Raw genomic sequence first — 23464 nt, 5'->3', positions numbered from 1 at the left:
GGCCAGGCACCTGTCATGCGCGCATGGCAGGGCGCACCGGGTGCACATGCGCTGACCGCAAGCTTCGGCTGCGTAACCGGCAGCCGCCTGCGCTTGCCTATTCCTCGACCTCGCGGTCTTCGCGCTTGGTTTCTGCCATCGCCTCGGGTTCCAGCTCTTCGGCGCTGCGATTGAGCTTGACGAACACGCCCCAGGCAATCAGCAGCAATGCCGCACACGAGCCAACCGCCGCGGCATATGGCAGCTTGGCCGGATCGGCGTGCATCAGCTCGAAGATCGACACCAGGGTTTCGATCGCCAGTGCGATCACGATCACCACGAAAAAGCGCGACAGATAACGGCGCACGCGTGTCGGCCCGCTGACCTTGACGTCGCGCAGGATCTCTTCCTCGAAGATCGTCTGGCCCAGCTCCAGCGTCACCAATGCCACCGTGAGCAGACCGACGGCTTCCAGCACCACGTTGAAGCGGTCGCGCACCACCATGTCGCCGCCGGGAGTGAAGCCATGCCACAACTCCAGCCCGGCCATCGTCACCAGGCCCGCCGCGCACAGCACGAAGAACGCCAGGATCACGAAGTGACCGGCACGGAACAAATGGCTGAGCAGCTTCATGATGACGACGGCGAGGGAAGGCTGCAGAGCATCGTGTGCGTGGCGTGGTGGTGGTGCGAAGGCTGCGCCGACCGAGCATGCCCTCATCCGGCGCTTTGCGCCACCTTCTCCCGCAGGTGGGAGAAGGATCTGCGGGGAGCAAGCGGCGGGGTGGTGAGGAGGTCGCTGTGGTAGTGCGAGGGCTGCACCGACCGGCGCGCCCTCATCCGGCGCTTTGCGCCACCTTCTCCCGCAGGCGGGAGAAGGATTTGCGGGGAGCAAACGGCGGGGTGACGAGGAGGCTGCTGTGGCGGTGTGAAGCTGCACCGACCCGGCGCGCCCTCATCCGGCGCTTTGCGCCACCTTCTCCCGCAGGCAAGAGAAGGATCTGCGGGGGCAGGCGGCGGGGTGGCGAGGAGGTCGCTGTGGCGGTGTGAAGCTGCACCGACCGGCGCGCCCTCATCCGGCGCTTCGCGCCACCTTTTCCCGCGGGCGGGAGAAGGATTTGCCGCGGCTAAGCGGCGTAGGGACGACGCAGGCCGCTCGTCCAGTCATGCAGCGGGGCTGCCACTGCCTTCTCCCGCTTGCGGGGGAAGGTGCCCGAAGGGCGGATGGGGGCGACGCGTACGCCCGCCCACCATGCCCATCAGCTATGCCGCAACACCTGATACGCCTGCAGATGCACGTTGGCGGCCATCAGCAGTGGTGCGTTGCGTCCGGTTTCGCGCACGCGCCTGAGCATGTCGCCGACGATCTGCGCCGCCTCTACTTCCTGGCCGGCTTCCAGGTCGCGCAACATCGAGGCCTTTAATGGCGAATCCACCTGCAACAAGGTCTGCAGCGCCTTGGCGCGGGCGCTTTCCGGAATCGGCTGGCCGGCCGCATCGGCGGCCCACAGGCATTCGTTGTACACGCCGTTGATCAACGCGCGGCCGTCGTCGGTGGCGACGATCGCCCCGACCGGCGCACGCATCAGGCAGGTGGCAGCGGCCAGCGCGGTGAGGAAGCTGTACTTGATCCACTGCTCCTGCGCGATCTGCGCGCTGGCCACATGATCGATGCCGGCCTGCGTGCAGGCTGCCGCAAGTGCCTGCACGCGCGTCGACTCCGCGCTGCCATCGCGCTCGCCGAAGGTCATCGCCGCCGGCTTGCCCAGGTGCAGGATCTCGCCCTGCGCGCCCTTGGTGGCGCTGATGAAGCACAACCCGCCCAGCACGCGTGCCGCACCGAAACGCTCGTCCAGCGCGGCGTAATGGCGCAGGCCGTTGAGGATCGGCAGCACCGTGGTGTGCTCGCCCACCGCCGGCGCAATCGCCTCGATCGCGCTGTCCAGGTCGTAGGCCTTGCAGCTGAGGATCACCAGGTCGAACGGCCGCTGCGCCACCAGCGCCGGCAGATCCTGCGCGGTGACATGCGCCACCGGGAGCTCCGCATCGCCCAGCGGACTGCGAATGCGCAGGCCGTCGGCCTGCAGCTGTGCCGCGCGCGCATCGCGCACCAGGAAAGTGACATCGACCCCGGCCTGCGCCAGACGCCCGCCGAAATAGCCACCGGTGCCGCCGGCGCCGAGGATCAAGATACGCATCGCCATCGTCATCAGCTCCGCAAACCCACGCCACGGCGCAGCAGCCACAGCGCCAGCGCGCTGAGCACCGCGACAAAGCCCAGCATCAGTGCGTAGGCGACCCAGATCGGCACGTCCGAGCTGCCGAGCAGGCCATAGCGGAACGCGTTGACCATGTAGAAGATCGGGTTGGCGTGGGTGGCCGCTTCGGCCCAGGGCGGCAGCAGCTTCACCGAATAGAACACGCCGCCCAGATAGGTCAGCGGGGTCAGGATGAAGGTCGGCACGATCGCCACGTCGTCGAACTTCTTGGCGTACACCGCATTGACGAAGCCGGCCAGCGAAAAGATGGTCGCGCCCAGCAACACGGTGGTCAGGGTCACCAGCGGATGCGGGATGCGCACCGGGGTGAAGAACATCGCGATGATCAGCACCAATGCGCCGACCATGACCCCACGCAGCACCGCGCCGGAGACGTAGCCCCACAGGATCACCCAGTTGGGCATCGGGCTGACCAGCAGCTCTTCTACATGCCGGCCGAACTTGGCGCCGAAGAAGCTGGAGGAGATGTTGCCGTAGCTGTTCTGGATCACGCTCATCATCACCAGGCCCGGCACGATGAACTGCATGTACGTGTAGCCGCCCATGTCGCCCACGCGCGAGCCGATCAGCCCGCCGAAGATCAAGAAGTACAGCGTCATGGTGATGGCCGGCGGCACCAGGGTCTGGCCCCAGATGCGCAGGATGCGCTGCACTTCGCGGCGCACGATGGTGCCCAGCGCAATCCAGTTGCGGCGCGCGTTGGTGGGTTCGGTCACGGTGTGGATCTCGTTCATGGCTGGCCTCCGCTGCGCGGCTGCGCTGGCGGCGTGCCGTGGGGCACGACAGGCGTGGATGCGGTGGCGGCGGCATCGGCCGGTGCCGGGGCGTCGCCGGTCAGGCGCACGAACAGCTCTTCCAGCCGATTGCTCTTGGTGCGCATCGAACGCACCCGGATGCCGGCGCTGCCGAGCGTGGCGAACACGCGGTTGAGGTCCATCGCGCGCGGCATGTCCAGGTCCAGCGTGTGGCCGTCGATGGCGGTGAGCGTGGTGCCTTCGATCACCGGCAGTTCGGCCGGCAGGTCGCCGTCGATATCGAACAGGAAGCCCTCCACGTCGAGCTTGGCCAGCAGCTCGCGCATCGGGCCCTGGGTGACGATCTGGCCGTGGTTGATGATGGCCAGGTTGCGGCACAGGTGCTCGGCTTCTTCCAGGTAGTGCGTGGTCAGGATGATGGTGGTGCCGGCGGCGTTGATCTCCTTGAGCACGCGCCACATGTCGCGGCGGATCTCGATGTCCACGCCGGCGGTGGGCTCGTCCAGGATCAGCAGGCGCGGCTGGGTCATCATGGCCCGGGCGATCATCAGCCGTCGCTTCATGCCGCCGGACAGCGTGCGGCTCATCACCTGGGCCTTTTCCCACAGGTGCGAGCGGCGCAGCTCCGCTTCGGCCAGACGCTCGGCCTCGGCGCGCGGCATGCCGTAGAAACCGGCGTAGTTGACCAGGATGTCGAAGGGTTTTTCGAACAGGTTGAAGTTGACCTCCTGCGGGACCAGGCCGATCAGGCGCATCGCATCGCTGCGCTGGCCGACCAGGTCGGTGCCGAACACTTCCACCTGGCCGGCGGACAGGTTCACCAGCGAGCTGATGATGCCGATCAGGGTGGATTTGCCGGCGCCGTTGGGGCCGAGCAGGGCGAAGAAGTCGCCTGGCGCCACGTCCAGCGACACGCCCTTGAGCGCCTGGGTGCCGTTGTCGTAGGTCTTGCGCAGATCGCACACACGCAGCGCGGGTGCGGTGGTCGGAGATGGGGAATTCAAGATGTTCCTTCGCGTCAGCGTGACGGCGCAGCGAGTTACAGGCCGTTATTATAGAAGCCCGCGGGGGCAAGCCCCGATCACAGACTGTCCTAAATACGTTCGTGCCCGTTCAATTCCCCCTCAAGCTTGTCGACCGGCGCATGATCGCGCCCACCGTGGCCCACTGCCAGTTCCTGCGTGACGACGGGCAGCCGCTGGATTTCCAGCCCGGGCAGTTCATCCAGATCCATTTCACTGCCGCCGACGGCACGCCGACCAAGCGCAGCTATTCGCTGGCGACCATCCACGACCATGCGTTCGGACCGGGCGAGGCGGTGGATATCGCGGTGAGCTTCGTGCCCGGCGGCTCGGCCACCGCGCTGTTCGAAGGCCTGCAGATCGGCGACCAGTTGCAGGCCAGCGGTCCCTATGGACGTTTCTGCGTGCCGCCGGGCGACCACAACCGGCGCTATGTGCTGATTGCCACCGGCACCGGCGTCACCCCGTACCGCTCGATGCTGCCGCTGCTGGCCGAGGCGATCGCCACCCGCGGCGTGCAGGTGCTGCTGCTGCAGGGCGCGCGTACGCCGGCCGAGCTGCTGTACGGCGACGACTTCCGCGCGTTTGCCGATGCGCACCCGCAGTTCCGCTATATGCCGTGTTTTTCGCGCGAGCTGCCGGAACAGCCGCATGCCGATGTGCGGCACGGGTACGTGCAGCAGCAGCTGGCCGAATGCGCGCCCGATGCGCAGGGCGATATCGCCTACCTGTGCGGCAACCCGGACATGGTGGACAGCTGCATCGACGCCCTGAAGGCAGCCGGCCTGCCGAACGCGCAGATCCGCCGCGAGAAATACGTCAGCCCGGCACCGGCAAAGACCTGAGGCTTCCCGCGCGAGGCCGGCGCAGGCCTGGTTGCCCCGGCGATGGCAAGGCCCGCCCACAGCTGGCGCTGCCGGGCCGCTAGGCCGCCGCCAGCGCCGCCCGCGGGCGACGCAACTCGACGGTGATGTGCACCAGTTCTTCGTGGATCTGCAGGGCGGCGCGCACCAGGTCCGCATCGATGTCGGCCGCAGTGACCAGGCTGACCACGCAGGCATAACGATCGCTGCCCACACGCCAGACATGCAGGTCGCCGATGGCGATGGCATGCGGCAGCCCGGCGATGACCTGCTTCACTTCTGCCACCACCGGCGCATCCATCTCCGCATCCAGCAGCACCCGGCCGGTACTGCGCAGCAGGCCCCATGCCCACACGGTGACCAGCACCGCGCCGACGATGCCCATGATCGGATCCAGCCACCTCACGCCCCAGTACATTCCGGCGAGCAGCGCGACGATGGCCAGGACCGAGGTCGCGGCATCGGCCACCACGTGCAGATACGCGGCGCGCAGATTGAGATCGGCATGCCCATCGTGGTGATGACCATGACCATGACCGTCATGCGCGTGGTCGTGCCCGTGATGGTGGCCATGCGAGTCGCGCAACCACCAGGCGCAGATCAGGTTCACCAGCAGGCCGATGACGGCGATGACGGTGGCTTCCTGGTACTGGATGGGCCTGGGCGAAAACAGCCGTTCCACCGACTGGAACGCCATCAGGCCGGCCACGCCCAGCAGCAGCATTGCGCTGGTGTAGCCGCCGAGCACTTCGACCTTCCAGGTGCCGAAGCTGAAGCGCAGGTCGCCTGCATTGCGCCGCGCGAAGCGGTAGGCGAACAGCGCCAGGCCCAGCGCCAGCGCGTGCGAGCTCATATGCCAGCCATCGGCGAGCAGGGCCATGGAGTTGAGCGTCCAGCCGCCGACGATCTCCGCCACCATCATCACCACGGTCAGGATGACCGCCTTGCGGGTGCTGCGCTCGGCCAGCGGGTTGGCGCTGGCGAAGGTGTGCGACTGCGCGCAGTGCGGCGCGGCATGCATGATCGACATCGGGAGGGGGTCCTGGCTACGATACCCCCCTATGGTATCTCAGGTACCCCCAGGGGGTATATGGCAATGGCGCATCTGAATCAGGACAAATCCAAGCTGCTCGCCCGCGTGCGCAGGATCCGTGGACAAGTGGAGGGGCTGGAGAAGGCCCTGGCGCAGGACGTGGACTGCACGGCGTTATTGACGCAGGTGGCGGCGTTTCGTGGCGCTGCGCAGGGCTTGATGGTGGAGTTGCTCAGCGAGCACTTGAAGCATCACGTCGCCGCGCCCGACGCGCTGAGCGAGCGCGAGCTGGCGGTCGACGACATCGCCGCCATTCTCAGGACATATCTGAAGTAAGCGCGGCCATCGGAAGCACCGCGTTCGCCGCCAGGCGGATGCGGCCGGCGCCAGGACCCGGCACGTGCCATGCGCGCACGGCGGTTCCTGCGCGCCGTCCGCCCTCGCCCGCGTGCACGGGGGCAAGAGCTTGCCGTGCACTCAGCGCGCCGAAGGCTCCAAGGTCATCAGCACCACGTCGTTGCTGCGCATCGGCACGCGGATCTCCACCACGCCATCGGCACCGACACGCACGCGGCGGTCCTGTTCGGGCGTATCGCGCGTGGCCTGCTGCAGCTGCGCCAGCTGCCGCGGCGCCAGGTCCTTGGGCATGCCCATGTCGATGTACAGCGACAGCGGGTCGTTGCGCCGGTAGCCGGTCTTGCGCACCTGCAGCCGGTAGTTGCCGGCCGGCACCTGCGCCAGCCGGAACACCAGCGCTGCGCTGTCGGTGCTGGGCACCTGTTTGGTATAGAACGGGGTATTGCTCACCGCCTGCACCGGCTGCTGCCAATCCCAGGCCACTGCCGCGATGCGCTGGCCATCCACCGCCGCAAACGCATGCGCATCGCCCAGCGGAATGTCGCGGCCCTTGAGCGCGTGCAGGTACTTGTAGGCGAACCAGGCCGGCTTGCGGATGCCCTCGCGATTCATCAACCCGAAGCCGCCGTGGAAGGGCGTGGGCGGCGGGCCGGGTTCTTCGAACAGATCGGTGTAGGTCCAGTAGCTCATGCCCTGCACCAGGCCTTGCACCTGCTTGAGCTTGGTCAGGATATAGGGCGCGCTGATGTAGCTGTCGTGGACGAAATCGCGCGGCGTGTAGCTGCTGCTCCACTCGGTGAAATACAGCGGCAGATCCGGAAATGGCGAAGCCTGGATCTGCGTGCGCACCCGGCGCACATCGCCGACGATGGCGTCCGGCGATGCCGACAGCTTGACGTCCTGCTTGCCGTCTTCATCGAGAAAGCCGCCGTCCACGCCATAGGTATGCGTGGTGACGAAGTCGATCGGCAGTTTGTTCTTGGCAACATAGGCCAGCAGTTCCGGTACCCAGTCCGCACCGGCGGTGGACGGGCCGCCGACGCGCAGCTGCGGATCGATTGCCTTGATCGTGCGTGCGGTGTTCGCATACAGCTCGAAGTAGGCCTGTTGGTCGGCGTTTTCCCAGAAATCCTTGAGATTGGGCTCGTTCCACACTTCGAAGTACCACTGGCGTACTTCCTCGGCGCCATAGCGCGCCCGGATGTGGCGCACGTATGCATCGATCAGCTGGGTCCACTTGGCCGGGTCCGGATGCGAGGTGTTGCCCTTCCAGTAGAACAGCGTCTGCTCGGAGGTCTTCATCGCGCCGGGCGTAAAGCCCAACTCGACGAACGGGCGGATGCGCTTGGCCAGCAGCGCGTCGTAGAGCTGGTCCAGCTTGGTCCAGTCGTACACCAGTTTGCCGTCCACTTCCTTGACGGTGCCGAGCACGTCATGGAACACGTCGTGGAAGCGGATGTAGCGAAACCCCAGCTCCTGCACCGCTGGCACCAGCTGCGCCTGGCTGTCGCTGCGGATCAAGGTGCCGGGAAAGTCCGAGCCGATCGACAGATCGTAGAACCGGTCGACCGGCCCGCCGGCGCTGCCCAGATCCACCTGGATGGTGCGCGGCGCTGGCGCCTGCGCCATGGCAGAGGCCGCCATGCAGCCGCCCAGTGCAATTGCCAACAAGATCTTCAGACGCATTGGCGCTCCCGCCGAGGTTCGATCGGGGGAGCGTAACCCAGCTCGGGTCCCGCGCTGCACGCCGCAGCTGCTTGCGTCTGCTTCTGTGGGTTAGACCAATAGGACCTAGTGGTCAGCCCCGTAGTTCAAGGCTTTGACCTAGCTCGGTGCCATGTCCCGCTAGCAAACGAAGGGCATAAGGCCCTAGTTTCGTGTAGCCGGGTACCCATAAGGCGCTAGCTCGACCAAGGAGGTAACATAATTTCAGCATTATCAGTGACTTGGGTCGATCAGGTGGTGTTAGCGAAGATGCGCCCATTTACGCTTCTACCTTCGGTCTTCAAGTCGTCTGCGTGCCGCGCCTCCACCTACGCTAAGGGTCCAGGTCCGCTTGCCAGGACACAGCTCCTAGCGGGGCCGTGTCGCCCTGGGTGATTTGACACATGCCGAAAAGAATCTGACGCTATTGGAAGCTGCCGCCGCCTAAAATTGTGCCCGCACGTGGGGCGAACAGCATCGTGGGGACCCCTGGACACCACAGTGCGGACATTTTGGGGACCCCAATGCACTGACTGTGGTGTCCATGCAACGCATAGTTGTAGCAGCACACAGCTATGCGTCTGATCTGTAACGCTTTGTGCAGTGGTCGGTGTCGTGTCGTCGGAGCGCATAGTCTGTGCACAACTAGCCGATATTGCCGTTGCGCCAGCGCCACCGCCGGTCGACCTCTGCAGTTCGGGAGTTCATCGTTTGCCGTGTGCTGACGAGAATTCCAGCCAGGCGCGCTCCAATGCTTCCAGCACGTGGTTGCCGTGCCTGGCCAAGTAGTTCTCAATCTCTTGCCGACTGCTCGCGCTGACGGGGAATGATTTGTCAGCGCGAACATCCACTGCCAGATCCGACACCATGTCATCACGATCTACCTGGGCCAGTAGCCAGCGATGGAACGCAGATCGGGATTGCTGGTAGGCCGCGTTGAGGGACACGGCCTTTGCCGCCAGCATATTGGTGGCGCCTTCTGGTCGGCGGTACCGGCTTCGCCACACCGCGCCGCGCTCGCTCCAGCGCTCAATCGATTCAAGGTACCGCATCTCATGGGACTGCCCTCGATGCAGAGCGGCATTCTCGAAATGATCAGGAGGGCGGAACGAATCGCATCGTGCGCAGTAATAGGTGGATGGATCCTCCTCATCCTGGTCGCCATGCAGGTAGTAACGGGTAGCTGCCCGCCCTACCGGTGCTTCAGCGGTCACCTTTGGTTGACCGCCAGGTGCACCGCGTGCCTTTGCCAGTAACGACCAGTTGGCGAACCCATGCTCTGCTGCCGCCCGGTCAAGGGCCTCGGCGTGCGTTAGGGAATTCTCGCGGGCAAACTTCTTGGCTTGACGCTTGATGCGGATGATCTGTGCCGGCAAAAGACTATTGACCATGACTCAATCTCAGCGGTCGCCGCAAGGTCGATGCGTCCACACACCAAGCCAGCGGCGACCTCTGGAGGTCAAGGCGGGTCTTGTGTAAGCCACGCGCTGTCGATTCGACTTCGCCTTGTGGACGGGCGGGCCCGCGCATGGGCCGATGGCAGCTTACACCGGTTCACCAACCTGGGCCAAGGGTCCATCGGCGACCAAGTGGCACTTACTTAGACTTAGGCGCGTATGTGGCTTATAGGATGGTCTACCAATGAAGCGATCGCAGCCCTACTGTAGTTCTGAACATGGCTCGCCAGAGCTGGCTTGGTGGACACCATAGTTCCGGGGAAACTCCGTCACCGTAGTTAGTCCATAGCTGCACTAACTACGGTGTAAAAACCAGACGCCACACCGCTTCCCAACTTGGTAGTCCAACCCAACGGCCGCCTATTGCTAGTCTCGATGAGCTGTTGAGGGATCAGGCGCGGGCGTGACTCTACTTGCATGCCGAGAGCAAATCACCGGCTAGTGTGGGTAGTGGTTCCTCACCATGGCGAAACTCCTCAGTACGTGCTTCAGCAAGATCGGCAAGCAGTTCTCGCAGCTAGCTAAAACACTCCCGCAGTCTTGCATCAAACCAACTGTGGCTGCACCAACACGCCAAGTCGGTCCTCGCCGTTACGCGGTGATGTTGCGTGACGAAGTTGAACACCTTGTACTGGCCGATCACCTCGTAGGCCCTGCTCCGCCAGTGCAAGCACACCAAATGCGCGTGCGCGCTGGTGTATGAAGGAATGCTCTAGATCTGCACGGAAGCGCTGAATCACGTTCTGCATATCCTGATGAGTTTGGCGCCAGTAGTCGCCATAGTCGCAATAATCCTGCGTGACGAAGTACTTGCCGGACTCATCGGTTCCCATGGAAGAGTGGTGTAATGCATCGGTCAGCGCAGCCAGCTTGGAGTCAGCACTGAGGATCCAAGTATCCAAAGGCTGCTCATCAACGCTGATGTGATCGCTGGTGATCGCCACATTTAACAGATGCAAGTCGAATGCTCCGTTCAGAGCGGTTCGGTCAAGTTGCTCATAAGTTTGGGGCCAATGCACGTCGCGTCGTCTATCGCGGGCGAAGTTCCTGACGATATTGTCCTGAACAGCTTTGATCGGGCTAACCTCTGCGGCAGGTGGAGCAAATATGAATCTGGCGATGGTGATCTCCCGGATCGAGACGATGTCTATCATGCGGCGATAGAGGCGCACGAAGTGTCGAAACTTGGCCAGTGGCGTAGCGGACGCAAGGTCTCGGCCTACCACAAGTGCAAGTAGTAGCGCACCAAAGGGAAGGGACAAGAGCAGCTGATGATCAATGCCTAGCTTACAAAAGCTGCGGTTCGCGTCGACGGTACCCACCTCGTCTGGTATCGGATGTTCTGGATGGGCATCGCCCCAGTTCAGGCCAAATTGACGGCCGAACGTGTCCAGCAATGAGATTCCCTCTGTTGTTTCTCCTCTCTTCATTTCATCCAAACCGAACTTTGGACTGAAGTAGTAGGTCAATCCCTGTTTGCTGCATTCGCGCAGAAATTCAATTAAGGGTCCAAGCCGATCGCGCGCCCTCTGTGTGCGCAGTGGGTCGTCTCGTCCAACAGCATCGATCATGTCGATGACGACATTGGTGTCAGGAATCAGCTGTGTGTCAACGCCTTTTGCCTGGTTTTCCCGCATTCTCTCAAGCGTGAGTGCAGGAAGATCATCCGGGAGGCGTTGAGCTTTAATGCAGGCGATGTCGCCAAATGTGTGAGCCACGGAATCTCCCTATAAGTCTTTGCGGAATAGCATGCCTCCTCCGGACGCCCGCTTCCTAGTGACCACGGACTAGACGCGATAAACAGGTCATTGCGTGCCTAGTATAGATCGCCAAACGCAACCATTGGTATCATTCCCACATCAATTGCTTAGGGGCTTGTGGCCTGAACGAGGGCGGCTAAATCTTCTGCCATATCGATCGGCGCTGATCCCCCAAGCTGCTTGTTACTCGAGATTAGCCAGATAGCCTGCGCCCAACCGTTGGGATCGCGAGGAAGATACGATAGCAGCTCGGCAATCTGCGGCTTGAGAGTTGTAGCATCGAACTGAAACGTTGGATATATGCGCTGGCCCCAGACGGGGAGCAGGATACCCAGTAACTTGCCCTGCGCTTCCAGCTTTGTGATATTTCTTGGATCATCTAGGCGGAGCAAGCGCGAGACCTTGCGCGCATCGAACCAATCCGGAAATCCGGATGAAATGCGTTCCTGTAATGCCGCCAGACGCTTCCACTCTTCGTCCCAGACGCGTAGAAAAGCTTGGGACGTGTGCTGATCTGGTGAGGTGATGTCGCCCCCAGGTCGTGCCAATGCGACATCGTGCTGTTTGAAGCCATCTTCTATGAGTAGTGCCGCCATATCTGATGCTGATTGAGCAGTCACGATGTCACCGCTTGGATAGCGGACCAGTAGTCTTGGATCGTTCTCTACTGAAGCCCTCCCCACGATGGCCGGGTTATGGCCATAAACCCACACCTCCACCTCGCCATGGTCATCGACCGTCGTCCTTTGTCGGCTCCAAACGTCGGGATGCTGGATTTGAAGCTTGACCATAAGCTCTGTACGTAGCTCTAGGCTCTTGGTAGTTCTGAAACTGATTCCGTCTAAGGTAATGCCGCCGGGCGTCGCATCTATTGAGTACTGAGCTGTGAGATCGGACAGGATCTTGGCAAATCTACCAACGTCCTCTTCAGAGTATCCGCCGATGCTCCGCGCATAGAAGTGGGATTCGTAGATGCCACCTTTTCGAAATGCACTCAGCAGTGACGCAGAGATGCCTATCGTGTCGGCGGCATCTCGTTCATGAATAGGGGCATATTGCGAAATCTTGTATTTCTCAAGCCACCGCGGATCAACGATGAGATTGCGATTTAGCCGCCTGTAGTCTGTCTGCACAGAAAGTGCGTCGTCTTCTCGCATTCCTTTGACCAATGCCCTTGGATCGGCATTAGCCTCAAGTGCGACGTCTAAGAGGGCGCCCCAAGAAGTCGCGATCGGACGACGAACACGGTCTCCTCTGACAAGTTGCTCGCGAGAAAGGTAATTTTCACCGAAGCGATAGAGCTGATCCCTTAAAAATCCGAATTCTATGGGGCCAGCGGACGCCTCTGCGGTGGATAACGTGTTGAGCGCCCAATGGAATGCTTGTCGAAATCCCGCACCATCCTTGTCTTCCAGCGCCTCCTTCCCATACCGCAGGGCCAGAAATCGTTGAAAGCCGCGAGGCCAGTCGTCCAATAGTTCAGCCACCTTTTCAAGCTGATCAGCCGTGACGTTCCGGCCCCTCTTGCGACCTTCAAGTAATACGGATCCTGTCGGCGTGTACTGTTCCGATAACACGACAATCAAGCGGCTAAGCGCATACGGGGTTAGATGTGCCAAGTGTTGCATCTGTGCCGGATACGGTCGTACATCAATCCTTCGATAGAGCGAGGCTTCTATGGCCTGGACTAAACGTGCTAGAGCGGGCGGGCAGACCTGGTCATGGTGTCCCTGCTTGGTAAGGAATACTCAATTCCTACGTGGGTTAGTCGCCGGGTATCGCTACGACTGAAGGCGCTCTCGACAGCTAGCGATGAAGGCGGCAACCAGCGGTCGAGTCCTGAGATTTGCTCACGCCACGCGCCTGCGGGGCTCATGCCGATCCCACGGTGTTTTTTTTGATGATAGATGTCGACGATCCAAGTCAGCACGATGCGCTTCAGCGCAGACAAGCCAACTATCGCGTGCTTAGCCGAGTCATAATCGCACTTGTCAACCACGTTCGAGAATGTCTTCCCGGGTAGCCAGTTGATAAGGCCTACGTTGAGCGTACCGAAGAACCGCTCGATTTTGCCTTTGAACCAAGGCTTGCGACGCGGGCAGAACTGCAGAACCATGCCGAAGCGACCGATTGCATTGTCAAGGGTGCCAGCGTGGAACTCCAGCCCATTGTCTGCGACAAGGATTTCAATGACACCCCAAGCGTCCCAGCCGTTCGTCAGATCAGGGCAATCAGCTAATAGCTGAGCCTTTGGCATGAGGGCACAGCGCACTGCCCGGCTGACGCTGACGACGCTGGGTTCTACGAAGCCAATATTGAAACCCAAGATATAACGGGTCGCCTCATCGAGCACCAGGGTTAGCCACGGCCTCCCGAGCGGGAGTCCGGTGTTGTCATCGACAACCATCACGTCCATTCGGCAGTGATCGATGTCAGCCCGCTTCAGAGGAGCACCTGCCCGCGGCCCCATGCCGGCAGAGCGGAATTTAATCTCAGCGTGTCGCTTTCCGTAGCGTGCTGCACAGACGTCGTAGGGATTCAGCCGGCCTATCTTGTGTTTGAGATAAGCGAAGCCAGGTCTGGCCAGACGTTCACTTGGCAATCGCATTTGATTAAGACGTGCGATGCGTCCGCGCAAGATCTCTAAGCAGCTCGCGATTGAGGGGCGCTCTGGTTGCAGATACGTTGTATCGAGCACGTCGTCGGCTAGAGCGTCGACCTCATTTCCGAAGCGAGACTTCTCGTTTCCCTTTTCATGGAACCGATCACACAGGGCACGAATGTCTTCACCTGCATCAAAGTATCTTCTTCGCCACTTCGCCACGGTCGTGAAGTGGGGAGGACCACGAAAGATCTGACCTTGCTTCCACAACCTCTTGTCATTATGGATTTCCTCTATCAGCGGCCTCGCAATTGCTTCTGTAAGAGGAGTGCGTTGAAGGCGACGCACGTAGAGAAGTTTTGCTTGCGCTCGCTGCCACAGGATCGACGGATAGGATTGACGAAAAGCCTCTATCGCTGCGTCCTGATACGCACTCGCGCGGGCCGTTGCAGCACCGTCATTAGAAATTCCGGCGACGTGGAGCTTACCTTCTGTCCAATATGAAAGTAGCTGATCTACCGTTTTTTCTTGCCAGCTTCCAGTGGAGATATTCTCGAAGGTCCACAGAGCAGGCTCTACCTTGCGCATGAATCGATACTCTTGGCCCTCTTGGAAGAATCGCTGACCAACCTGAAAAAAGCCACTCACCATGGGAGCGCTCTCCCCATCCGGTCGTGGCTTGGAAGCGTTACCGGGGTTAGCGCGGTGAGGGGGCTCGATCGATCGACTAGAAGGGTTCCTCGGATCAGCTCATTCGCTATCCAGACTGCGTCCTGGCTTTCAGTCTTAGTCCATCCGAAATCGCCAAGAAAATTGCGACACCGTTGGCGTACCTGCTCATACGCATGCAACGACCAAAGCGTGTTGACTGCTTCGCGTCCCCTGCGTAGTAGTACCTGCGCATTCGACAACCAAGGTCCGCGGTGGACCTCGGACTCGGTGAGCAACCGATAGCCCCAGCCGTGGCGTGCAAGCTGATGTGTTAGCGTATTTGTACGACGCTCGGTCTCTTGGTCAACCGTATGCGTATATTTAACCTCAATGAACTCCCGGGACCGTTGCATTTGCATGCAGAAGTCCGGGATATGCCGCTGCCATTGTCCGTATTCGAAATAGTGGATAACAACAGGCTGTTCACCGAAGTAGGTAACGCCAGGCGAAGCATCGAGAAGTTGCCCTACTTCGACCTCTAGTAGGGATTCGCATTGCACGATGCGGTTGAGCTTGATGGACCAAAACTTATACACCGGGCGCGGAGCGCCTCGATGCACGAGGCGACGGACACGTATCTGCGCGACAGCCGGGGGTTCGATGTACAGCTGGTAGCCGGGGACACCGTTGTTGGGGCAGCGTGGTAGATCTGCCCAGCGTGTATTGCTTGAGATCGGATTGGGTGCTGGCATTGGATCGTCCTGAAGCCAATACCTCCCCATAAAAGGGGAGATATCTGGTTTGAGGGGATCCGGGCAAACGCCGCCCGCCACGCGATCAAAGCGTGTTGACATGGGGCGGTCGCCTCATGCAGTCTTGCAGTCAAGCAGGGTAAGCTTCACTGCGTTTTGGGCCTCAGTTCTTTGGCGAGAACTGGGGCCTGTCTGCCTTCAGGGCCCGGAGTTGTGTGGTACGCGCACGTAATTGGCCTAGTTCATCTGATTTCACCTCTCATGTTGGGTGTGGCTCATGTACCTCAGCTCTCGAATTTCTTGAGAATTAATCAGCTTTGCTCCTGCGCCGCCTCCTCACGATGTGGGCGATTTCCAGCAGACAAGGCAGTAAGGTAGTGAGCAAGTTCCTGCGGCGTTGTCCACCAGCCGCGGCGATTGGCGATTCGCATCATGGGCAGTTTTAGGGTGCCTTTTCGGCGCGCCTTGGTTAGGGCATTGGCGCTTGGATAGCGAAGTACCTGGGCTGCATCTGCTGAGTTGAGCAGAACCCCATATTCCTCGAGCAATTTCGCTTCGATATCGGCCGAAGACGGTCTACGCATGCCGGTTTATGCCCATAAGCATCTTTCAAGCGACTATGAAGCCCCAGAGATTGGGAAGTCAACTAAGCTATTGATTTCGCCACAAATACTTGGAAACAGGGCGGCATTTCCTGCATGAGATTGTGGTGGTCGAAGGGTTGGTAAAAGAGGAAGATACAACCTGCTCTACCGCCAATTTCTGCTAGTAAAGACATGCCAACGAAGTGCGGCATCTCAGGCGAGATGTGCCGCATCTCTGTCGTGCACATGCCCCCCGGCGTCAATCACGGCTATCTGTAAGAGCGCTTCTTGCATCTGCGAACATAAATGAAGGCCTTGGAAGCGGTGATACTCTCCTGTTGACCGAACGTGGACACCCCGGTGCGCGGAGGATTAGGATGCTGATCAAGTAAATTCTGACGGTGCGGCCCCAAACATAGGCGGGGGGAGTGCACCTTCGGGTAAAACTGAGGCGTGCTAGCTATGGGGCCAACGCACGTCCGCCTGATCGGTTGGACTGCCTCTGCGTGCGCACTAGATTTTGGCGCGGATCGTCATTGTGACGTGGGACATACGAGTTGATGTCACGGCAGACTGATATTTTTGATGTTGGCCCCAGCCGAGACGGCGACCAGTTTCATTACTCACGCGCGTCCCGCCTTTGCCTGGAGCTTCTCGAAGCCTCCTCCGACCTCAAGGTCGTGTCTGTTGAAGGCATTTCAAAGCAGGACTCCGTCAACGCGGGCATCGAGTCCATCGACCTCGCCCTCTACTACGGCAGTGACAGTCTGCCCACGGCACGGCTCGTACGCTATCGCCAGCTCAAGCATTCGACACTTCACGCCGACAAGGAGTGGACAGCGAGCGGCCTGCGAAAGACGCTCAAGGACTTCGCTGACCGCTTTACTGCGTTGGTCGTACAATTCGGTATCAAACAGGTCTGTGCGCGGTTTACTTTCGAGTTCGAAACCAACCGCCCACTCTCACCTCGTGTGTATCAAGCGCTAGCGGAGCTGAGGCAGGGCACTCAGGGGCGCGACGCCCACTATATCTGCCGTGTGACCGGGTTGCCGTCTGCTGACCTCCAGGCGTTTGCCTCCCTGTTCCTGCCTATCACGCGCGTCGAGGGATTTCTCGAGCAGCGTGCGTTACTCAACCGTGATCTACGGGCCTACCTCCCGGATAACGACAAGGATGCTGCGATCGCGCTACGCGAGCTTGTCGCACGCAAGGCCACGTCTGAATTCAAGTCCAATCACGAGATCCGCCGTGAGGATGTCTTGGACACCATCGGCGTCCGCCTAGATGACCTGTTTCCGGCGACGAACGTCATCGAGTCGCCTCCGGTCGTCGTGCCTCGCGCCCAGATGTCGGATCTGGTCAAGGCGATTATTGAGTCGCCGACATCGATGATCGTGTCGGCCGACGGCGGCTATGGCAAATCCGTCGTCGCCACCCAGATCGGGGACGCGCTACCAGGCATCGCCTTCGTCTATGACTGCTTCGGCAATGGCGGGTACCGAAGCGCCACCGGCCTGAGACACCGCGCGAAGGACGGATTGGTCCAGCTAGCCAACGAAATGGCTGTTAAGGGCCTGTGCCACCCTCTGATCCCCACACCTAAAGCGGACGACGCTGCTTATGTGCATGCGTTTCTGGCGCGGGTCGCCCAAGCCAGCGCCGCTTTGCGGAGTCAGGCCACTGATGCGTACCTCGTTCTGATTTTAGACGCGGCGGACAATGCGGAGATGGCAGCCGAAGAGTTCCACCATCCGCCCAGCTTCCCGCGTCTGCTGCTCACAGAGTCCTTTCCCGATAATGTTCGGCTGGTGCTCACCTCGCGCCCTCATCGGGTCGATAAGCTCCAGCCGCCACCAGACGTGGTCCGCTTTGTGCTCGATGGGTTTACCGAGAAGGAGACTGGGGATTTTCTCAGGACCCGTTTTCCGGACGTGCGAGAGGTGGACGTTCGGGAATTCCATCGCCTGACATCGCGCAATCCACGCGTGCAGCGCACAGCGCTAGACCTGGACTCGGCAGCGTCTTTGGCGACGGTCCTGCGCAGCTTAGGCCCATCGCCTCGCACGGTCGACGACACCATTGGCGACCTACTGGAGCATGCCGTAGGGCAGGTCCGGCATGTCGCAGCAGCGGTCGAACGGCTTCAGATCGACCGTATCTGCGCGGCGCTCGCTACGCTGCGTCCGTTCGTGCCCGTCGGAATTATCGCGTTAACAGCGGGCGTTGACGAGGGGTTGGTCCGGAGTTTCGTCCATGACCTCGGCCGCCCGCTGTTGCTTCGTGACGACTCCGTCCAGTTCAGGGACGAGCCGACGGAGACATGGTTCCAAGAGCACTTCAAACCGGGCCACGAGGAACTCGAGGCATTCGTCCGCCGCCTGAAGCCGCTCGCGCGGGAAAGCCGCTATGCCGCGTCGGCGCTTCCCGCGTTGATGTTGAGCACGGATCGCTTCGATGAGCTGGTTCGACTCGCACTGGACGACGACGCACTGCCTGAGAAGGACGAGATCGCCCGGCGTGACGTCGAGTTGCAGCGGCTGGAGTTTGCGACACTCGCCGCGCTTCGAGCGCGCCGTTACGCCGATGCCGTCAAGCTTGCATTGAAGGCCGGTGGGAGGGTGGCGGCCGATGCCCGACAACAGACGCTTCTGAGCGGAAATGTGGATCTTGCATCGCGGTTTCTGGACCGGGACCAACTCCTGGAGCAGGTATCCAGGCGTCAGATTGTCGGCGGTAGCTGGACTGGCTCTGAGCATGCCTATGAGGCAGCGCTACTTTCAGGACAAAAAGGCCTGGAGGGTGAAGCACGTGCCCAGCTGCGCTTTGCTTATGACTGGCTCGGCCATTGGCTGCGGAACCGGAAGGAGAGTCATCACCGAACCTCGGTCAAGGACAACGATATCCTTGAGCTGGAATGGGCGGAGCTGAATGTCCATGGCCCTACCCAGTGCGCCGCCCAGTTGCGGCGATGGCAGCCGCGCGAGCTCTCTTATCGCGTGGGGCGGTTGCTCGTAAAGCGCCTGGTCGACGGAGCGCGATGGGCGGATGCCGATGCCCTAGCTCTGGCAGCCGGCAATGATATCGGGCTGGTTCTCGCGATAACCGACGAACTCAGGACAGTCGAGCGGCATGTGCCGAAAGCCGCCGCTGCACGCACTGTGCGCCTACTCTTGCATTCACGAGTCAAGCTCGATGCGCCGGGCGACTGGCTAGGCGAGAGCACGCGACTTGGTACGGTTGCGTCGATTATCGATACCGCGCGGCACTACCGTTTGGCGTCAAAGCGTGCACTCGCCGGCCTCTTGCGTCGGTACTTGCCTAAAGGCGCGTCTCGCACTCTCGAATCGGAAAATCTCCACGACGATCGGCTTGCATTCCTGCGAACGTATGCGTTGCTGGCAGCGCTTTTGGGTAAGCCGCTGACGCTCGAATTCATCTATGGCGCAAAGCGCAAGTCGCGCAAAAAACCGACGAGCGATAATCGCTTCAGCGGCCGGGGATTTGAGAACCTCAAGGTGTTATTGCCGTGGCACGAACTGAGCGTGAAGGTCCGTTCCGGCGCAATGTTGAAAGGCGAATTTGAGACCGCATTATTGGCGGCGCTGGAGCAATGGACCCGCCATCGACGCGACATCTACCAGGACTGGTCAGCAACGGCGGACGAGGTCGCTCGGCTATGGTCCGAATGCATTGTTTTGCTTGGAGGAGATGAGACGCTCTGGGCACGCCTATTACAATGGCAGGAGGGCCTACGGATTCCACTTTTCATTCCGATCCTGGCAGACCTCGCACGCCGGGCGGCATTGACGGGCGGCCCCGCACATATCGTCCTTTCCTTTGCCCACAAGGCTCGGGGTAGGATCGGAGAGGACTCGGAGCTCGCTGAATCCATGGCCGACAGCTTCGTCCTCCTAGCGCGTGCCGTGCTGGGGGCCAGAGAGGATGAGGCCCTGCAGTATTTCAATGAGGCCGTTCGTGTCGCCAGCAAGATCGGGCAGGAGAACTTGGAGCGATGGCATGCCCTCTTGTATCTGAGCGATGTCTGCGCCGCAGATAGGGCCGATGACCCGCGCCTAGCGTATCGATTCGCCCGTGCGGCCGAGCTAACACGATCGTACGTCGATCGCGACAAGCACTTCGATTGGGAGCACACAATCGAGGCGATCGCCACGCTGTCGCCGAGCACAGCGCCGGCAATCATGAGCCGGTGGCGCGATCGTAGATTCGGCGAGCCAGAGCGGTTTTTCCCTCAGCTCGTCGACGTCCTGTGCAAGCGTGGTGACCTGGATGGTCGGGATGCGGCAGCCCTCGTCTGTTTCGAAGGCTACTGGGATTGGCCGGGCCTGGTCACGGCCGCGCTCGATGCGGCCGGAAGCCGCCCTGAGAAAGACAAGCTGCTAGCGCAGTTCTACCGATTCCTGCGCTTCTCAACGAGTTCCAGACGGTTTCTAAAAGAGGTAGCCAATGTGGTCCAGGCACGGGGTCTGAATGCCCAGCCTTTTCGCGAACTGGAAGAGCGCGCCGAACGGTCTGAATCGGATCCTGACTCATACCAGTCATCTGTGACGAGCGGGCGCGAGTCCAGTCCGGACTGGGACGCAGTATTTGCAGGTATCGATCTCGCCAGCGCGTCGGGCCTCCTCGAAAGCCAAGCGCGAATGCCTGAGCGCCGTTTCGGGCGATGGCGCGAGGAATGGATCGGCGAAGCCATAGGTCGCGTGCAGGTGGGCAGGGAACGCGCGTTCGTCGAGAGCCTCGAGGCGGTTGACGATTGGAGTCCCTATGCCGTCCGTGGGCTTCTCGAACAGATCCCTGCAACTTGGATGGATGGACTTGCGTCGCGACAGGCATTGGCGTCGTTCGTTCGGCGCATGGCCCGCGACCATGCCACTTCGCTCGAGGTCAACCGTCATTACCAATCCTTGTCCTACGAGCTTGTTTTTGAGAAGACAGGGGTTTCGCGCCAAGAGCTGTTGCGGTGTGCGCTGGAGGCGATCGCCGAGACAAGCCTGCCGACTACGTCGCGCGATTTTTTCCAGCTCGTCGCTGTCCTTGCTCAATTCTTGAATCCTGTTGAAGCGCGATCCGCGCTGAGCTATGGCCTTGAGCATCTTGAGGAGACACTCGGCTGCGAGCAAGGTGATGGGCCGTGGAGCCCACGCTTGGCGCCTACCGGGGGCTGTCGCCAGAGCATCGCAGGCTATATCTGGGCCGCTCTCGGGGCAGTTGAATCGGGGCGCCGGTGGCAGGCGGCGCACGCGGTCCGGGCGCTATGCTTCTTGGGTCGCGATGCGCTCCTCGCGGATATCCTCGAGCTCTCGACAGGCGGCGATGCGTCAGCGTTTACAGACGCAAGCTTCCACTTCTATCGAATGCATGCGATCCAGTGGTTGCTGACCGCTCTCGACCGCGCTTCGCGCGAAAGCGGGGATGTTGTCTCGCGCCATGCCGCTTGGCTTGAGTCTTTCGCATTGCGGCAGAATCGTCATGTTATGTGGCGCGGCATAGCAGCTCGCGCCCTGTTGGCGTTAGCCGATAGGGGCCACGTTCCTGTGACTCCTGTGGCCCGAGATGCGTTAGTTCGGATCAATGCGTCCACGCTTCCGACCCAGTTTTCCGCCTATCACACCCGGTCACACCGCAGTCCGCCCCGTTCGGACGTCGTATGCGAGTTCACCTTCGGCTACGACTTCTCGAGCAGCTGGATGGAGTCGTTGGCACGGTGCTTTGCCATAAGCCCCAGAGAGATCGAGGTCGAGGCATGCCGGGTCATTCGCGAGGACTGGGGGCTCCAGGAAAACGGCCACTACGATCGGGATGCGCGCGCTCTGTGCGGCCAATTCAAGGAACACTCTAGGCGCCGCGAAAGCGAACTGGGCGAACAGGACAACCTTTCGTTTTATCTTTCCTATCACGCCCTGATGGAGACTGCAGGACAGCTACTGAAGACACATCCGCTCCATGAGGACCCTGAAAGTTCATGGGGATCATTTTCCCATTGGCTAGAGGACAAGGCTTCGCTCGATGCGAAGGGCGACTGGCTGGCGGACCGCAGGCAGATGCCTCCGGCGGATGCCATCGAGTTCCCAGCACACAAAAAGGGCGCGTGGCCCGCCCCTCCGGCAAAGAATTACGCGCTTTCGCGTCTCATGGCCCAAGTCGGGGCGGTGGTTGTTGCAGGCCGGTGGACGCAGTACGAGGGGCGCAACAGCGAAACCCTCCGCGTGGTCAGCGCATTCGCGTCGCGGGCCCGCGCTGGCGCACTGTCCCGGGCCTTGGCGACGACCCGGAACCCTTACGACTACGCACTGCCCGAATTCCAGGACACTCATGAGATCCATCACGGCGACTTCGTTTTGGAAGGGTGGGTGACGGAGTCAGGCGCCGAGTCCGGCGCTGATTCAGATGATCCGTGGACCGGCGGATTGGCCCGACGCTTTCCGGATCTCGCCGGGCCCGTGGCGGCTGAACTCGGAATTTTCCTGAACGAAGCCTCTGGTAAGTGGCACCAAGATGACGGTACGTGCGTGGCCTGGGTCGAGCGGTGGAGAGAAAGCGCCGACGATGAGCGTGGGCGCACTCCAAGTGGGGGACGCCTCCTGGTCGACACACAGTTCCTGCAGAAGATCCTGGGTCGGCAGGAGCAAACGTTGATCCTTGAAGTCACCTGCCATCGCCAAGTGGTCCCCTTCAACTACGAAAGCAGGAGTGAAGATGTTGAAGAAGAACGCTCGACGAGCATCATTACTATCGAAAAAGCGAGAGCACCCTACATTGTCGGCCGCGACGTTCGCCCTCGGCGAAAAGCTCGTCGTCGAACTAAAGCTCGCTGAATCGACCGACACGCTCGCGCGATGGATGGCGCATTACACGGCTGAGCTGATGGTACGCGCTGAGCACGCCGATCTGCCCGAGCGTGATGAGGTTCAGCAGCTGTGTGCGCGCGCTATCCTGGAGCTGTGGGCACAGGCAAGGGCTTTCACCGCAAAGCTATCGGCTTTCGAGTCCATTGACCGGGTGATCGAGGTCATCGACTCCCTGCATCCGGAGGGTGGACCGCATTATCGCAACGATCTCTGGCGCGCCCTTGATGCACGTGCGACTAACGGGGACAGTGAAGTCGAGGAGCTTCTGACGACCGCCTTAGGGATAGATGGTGCGGCTCGCAACCTCATCCACTATGTCCTTACACAAGCCGCGCATGCGGCGGGGCGAGACAGCGCCGAGTGGTTGGAGCTGGCCCAACACCTGGACGAAGAAGACCCTCTCACCGAACTTCGTATTAGGATCGTGAGGGCAGGACGGGAGGAGGCAGAGCTCGAAAATTATCGTATCGAGCAATTGGAGAAGCGCATCGCGCAGCTCGAACACTTTGCTGTTGCGACTCAAGCACTCAAGACGAGCCTTGTGGAGTCGTTGGCGGCTGCTAAAAGCGTTAGTCACGTGCTCGTCGAGGAGCGTGAGTAGCCCAACGTCTAGCTACCGTGCGAACACCGCCCCATTTGGGTCGTTGGCGCCTATCTCGAACTATCCAAAGCTGACAATGACAACGACAACGGCCGCTATTGGCCGAAGCGGACGTGCCGCAAACCTGCCCAATCGCCAGCAGTAGGTGCACTTCAATCCAGGAAGCTGGCTTGCAAATCCGTAGCCGCTAAAGCAGCCT

16 protein-coding genes are annotated in these 23464 nt (G+C 61.0%); 4 read left to right on the top strand and 12 right to left on the bottom strand.

Annotation, left to right across the window (positions count from 1 at the left end; translation table 11 throughout):
* Positions 1 to 97 precede the first annotated feature (97 nt).
* The 4 genes from H7A86_RS19150 to H7A86_RS19135 all read right to left on the bottom strand — a co-directional run bounded on the left by H7A86_RS19150 (position 98) and on the right by H7A86_RS19135 (position 4017).
* Entirely contained in the window at positions 98 to 613 is a 516-nt protein-coding gene (locus H7A86_RS19150) for a hypothetical protein (protein ID WP_104584167.1), read from the bottom strand.
* A 625-nt stretch (positions 614 to 1238) separates the two neighbouring features.
* Entirely contained in the window at positions 1239 to 2183 is a 945-nt protein-coding gene (gene panE, locus H7A86_RS19145; RefSeq protein ID WP_180707952.1) for a 2-dehydropantoate 2-reductase, read from the bottom strand.
* A 5-nt stretch (positions 2184 to 2188) separates the two neighbouring features.
* Positions 2189 to 2992 carry an ABC transporter permease gene (locus H7A86_RS19140; protein WP_104584169.1) on the bottom strand — a complete coding sequence of 268 codons (804 nt, stop codon included), beginning with the start codon at positions 2990 to 2992 and terminating at the stop codon, positions 2189 to 2191.
* Positions 2989 to 4017: an ABC transporter ATP-binding protein gene (locus H7A86_RS19135; protein WP_209271788.1), complete on the bottom strand. Its 1029-nt coding sequence runs from the start codon at positions 4015 to 4017 to the stop codon at positions 2989 to 2991. Before H7A86_RS19135 ends, H7A86_RS19140 begins: the two co-directional genes overlap by 4 nt.
* Positions 4018 to 4157: 140 nt before the next feature.
* Between H7A86_RS19135 and H7A86_RS19130 the strand changes: the two genes are divergently transcribed.
* Positions 4158 to 4880, top strand: coding sequence for a ferredoxin--NADP reductase (locus H7A86_RS19130; protein WP_232099132.1), 723 nt, complete (start codon positions 4158 to 4160; stop codon positions 4878 to 4880).
* Between the two features lie 79 nt (positions 4881 to 4959).
* Here H7A86_RS19130 and dmeF read toward each other — a convergent pair whose 3' ends face one another.
* A complete protein-coding gene (dmeF, locus tag H7A86_RS19125) occupies positions 4960 to 5928 on the bottom strand; it encodes a CDF family Co(II)/Ni(II) efflux transporter DmeF (RefSeq protein WP_119131586.1) in 969 nt (322 codons plus the stop codon).
* A gap of 66 nt (positions 5929 to 5994) precedes the next feature.
* Between dmeF and H7A86_RS19120 the strand changes: the two genes are divergently transcribed.
* On the top strand, positions 5995 to 6267 hold the full coding sequence (locus H7A86_RS19120; protein ID WP_104584178.1) for a metal/formaldehyde-sensitive transcriptional repressor: 273 nt from the start codon (positions 5995 to 5997) through the stop codon (positions 6265 to 6267).
* Positions 6268 to 6408: 141 nt separating this feature from the next.
* On the opposite strand, the gene H7A86_RS19115 is transcribed toward H7A86_RS19120, so the two are convergent.
* The 7 genes from H7A86_RS19115 to H7A86_RS19085 form a co-directional block, all read right to left on the bottom strand.
* The gene (locus tag H7A86_RS19115; protein ID WP_104649915.1) at positions 6409 to 7974 is read right to left on the bottom strand and encodes a GH39 family glycosyl hydrolase; all 1566 of its coding nucleotides are present in this window, start codon (positions 7972 to 7974) and stop codon (positions 6409 to 6411) included.
* A 722-nt stretch (positions 7975 to 8696) separates the two neighbouring features.
* Entirely contained in the window at positions 8697 to 9383 is a 687-nt protein-coding gene (locus tag H7A86_RS19110; RefSeq protein ID WP_119131587.1) for a YozE family protein, read from the bottom strand.
* A 611-nt stretch (positions 9384 to 9994) separates the two neighbouring features.
* Entirely contained in the window at positions 9995 to 11167 is a 1173-nt protein-coding gene (locus H7A86_RS19105) for a hypothetical protein (protein WP_119131588.1), read from the bottom strand.
* 149 nt (positions 11168 to 11316) lie between these two features.
* A complete protein-coding gene (locus tag H7A86_RS19100) occupies positions 11317 to 12828 on the bottom strand; it encodes a hypothetical protein (RefSeq protein WP_147421325.1) in 1512 nt (503 codons plus the stop codon).
* Positions 12829 to 12905: 77 nt separating this feature from the next.
* On the bottom strand, positions 12906 to 14399 hold the full coding sequence (locus H7A86_RS19095) for a DDE-type integrase/transposase/recombinase (RefSeq protein ID WP_180707951.1): 1494 nt from the start codon (positions 14397 to 14399) through the stop codon (positions 12906 to 12908).
* A gap of 56 nt (positions 14400 to 14455) precedes the next feature.
* Positions 14456 to 15316, bottom strand: coding sequence for a TnsA endonuclease N-terminal domain-containing protein (locus tag H7A86_RS19090; RefSeq protein ID WP_147421326.1), 861 nt, complete (start codon positions 15314 to 15316; stop codon positions 14456 to 14458).
* A gap of 209 nt (positions 15317 to 15525) precedes the next feature.
* A complete protein-coding gene (locus H7A86_RS19085) occupies positions 15526 to 15798 on the bottom strand; it encodes a hypothetical protein (protein WP_126943003.1) in 273 nt (90 codons plus the stop codon).
* Positions 15799 to 16358: 560 nt separating this feature from the next.
* On the opposite strand from H7A86_RS19085, the gene avs3a reads away from it, so the two are divergent.
* Positions 16359 to 22631, top strand: a complete 6273-nt coding sequence (avs3a, locus tag H7A86_RS19080; RefSeq protein WP_119131591.1) for an AVAST type 3 anti-phage nuclease/ATPase Avs3a — start codon at positions 16359 to 16361, stop codon at positions 22629 to 22631.
* Positions 22513 to 23265 carry an AVAST type 3 anti-phage protein Avs3b gene (avs3b, locus tag H7A86_RS19075; protein ID WP_147421327.1) on the top strand — a complete coding sequence of 251 codons (753 nt, stop codon included), beginning with the start codon at positions 22513 to 22515 and terminating at the stop codon, positions 23263 to 23265. The genes avs3a and avs3b overlap by 119 nt, the downstream gene beginning before the upstream one ends.
* Positions 23266 to 23464 lie beyond the last annotated feature (199 nt).

Origin of the sequence: Xanthomonas euroxanthea, assembly GCF_903989455.1 — a bacterium.
GTDB lineage: Bacteria > Pseudomonadota > Gammaproteobacteria > Xanthomonadales > Xanthomonadaceae > Xanthomonas > Xanthomonas euroxanthea.
Note: the sequence above shows the minus strand (reverse complement) of the source record. Positions and strands in the feature narration are given on the sequence as shown.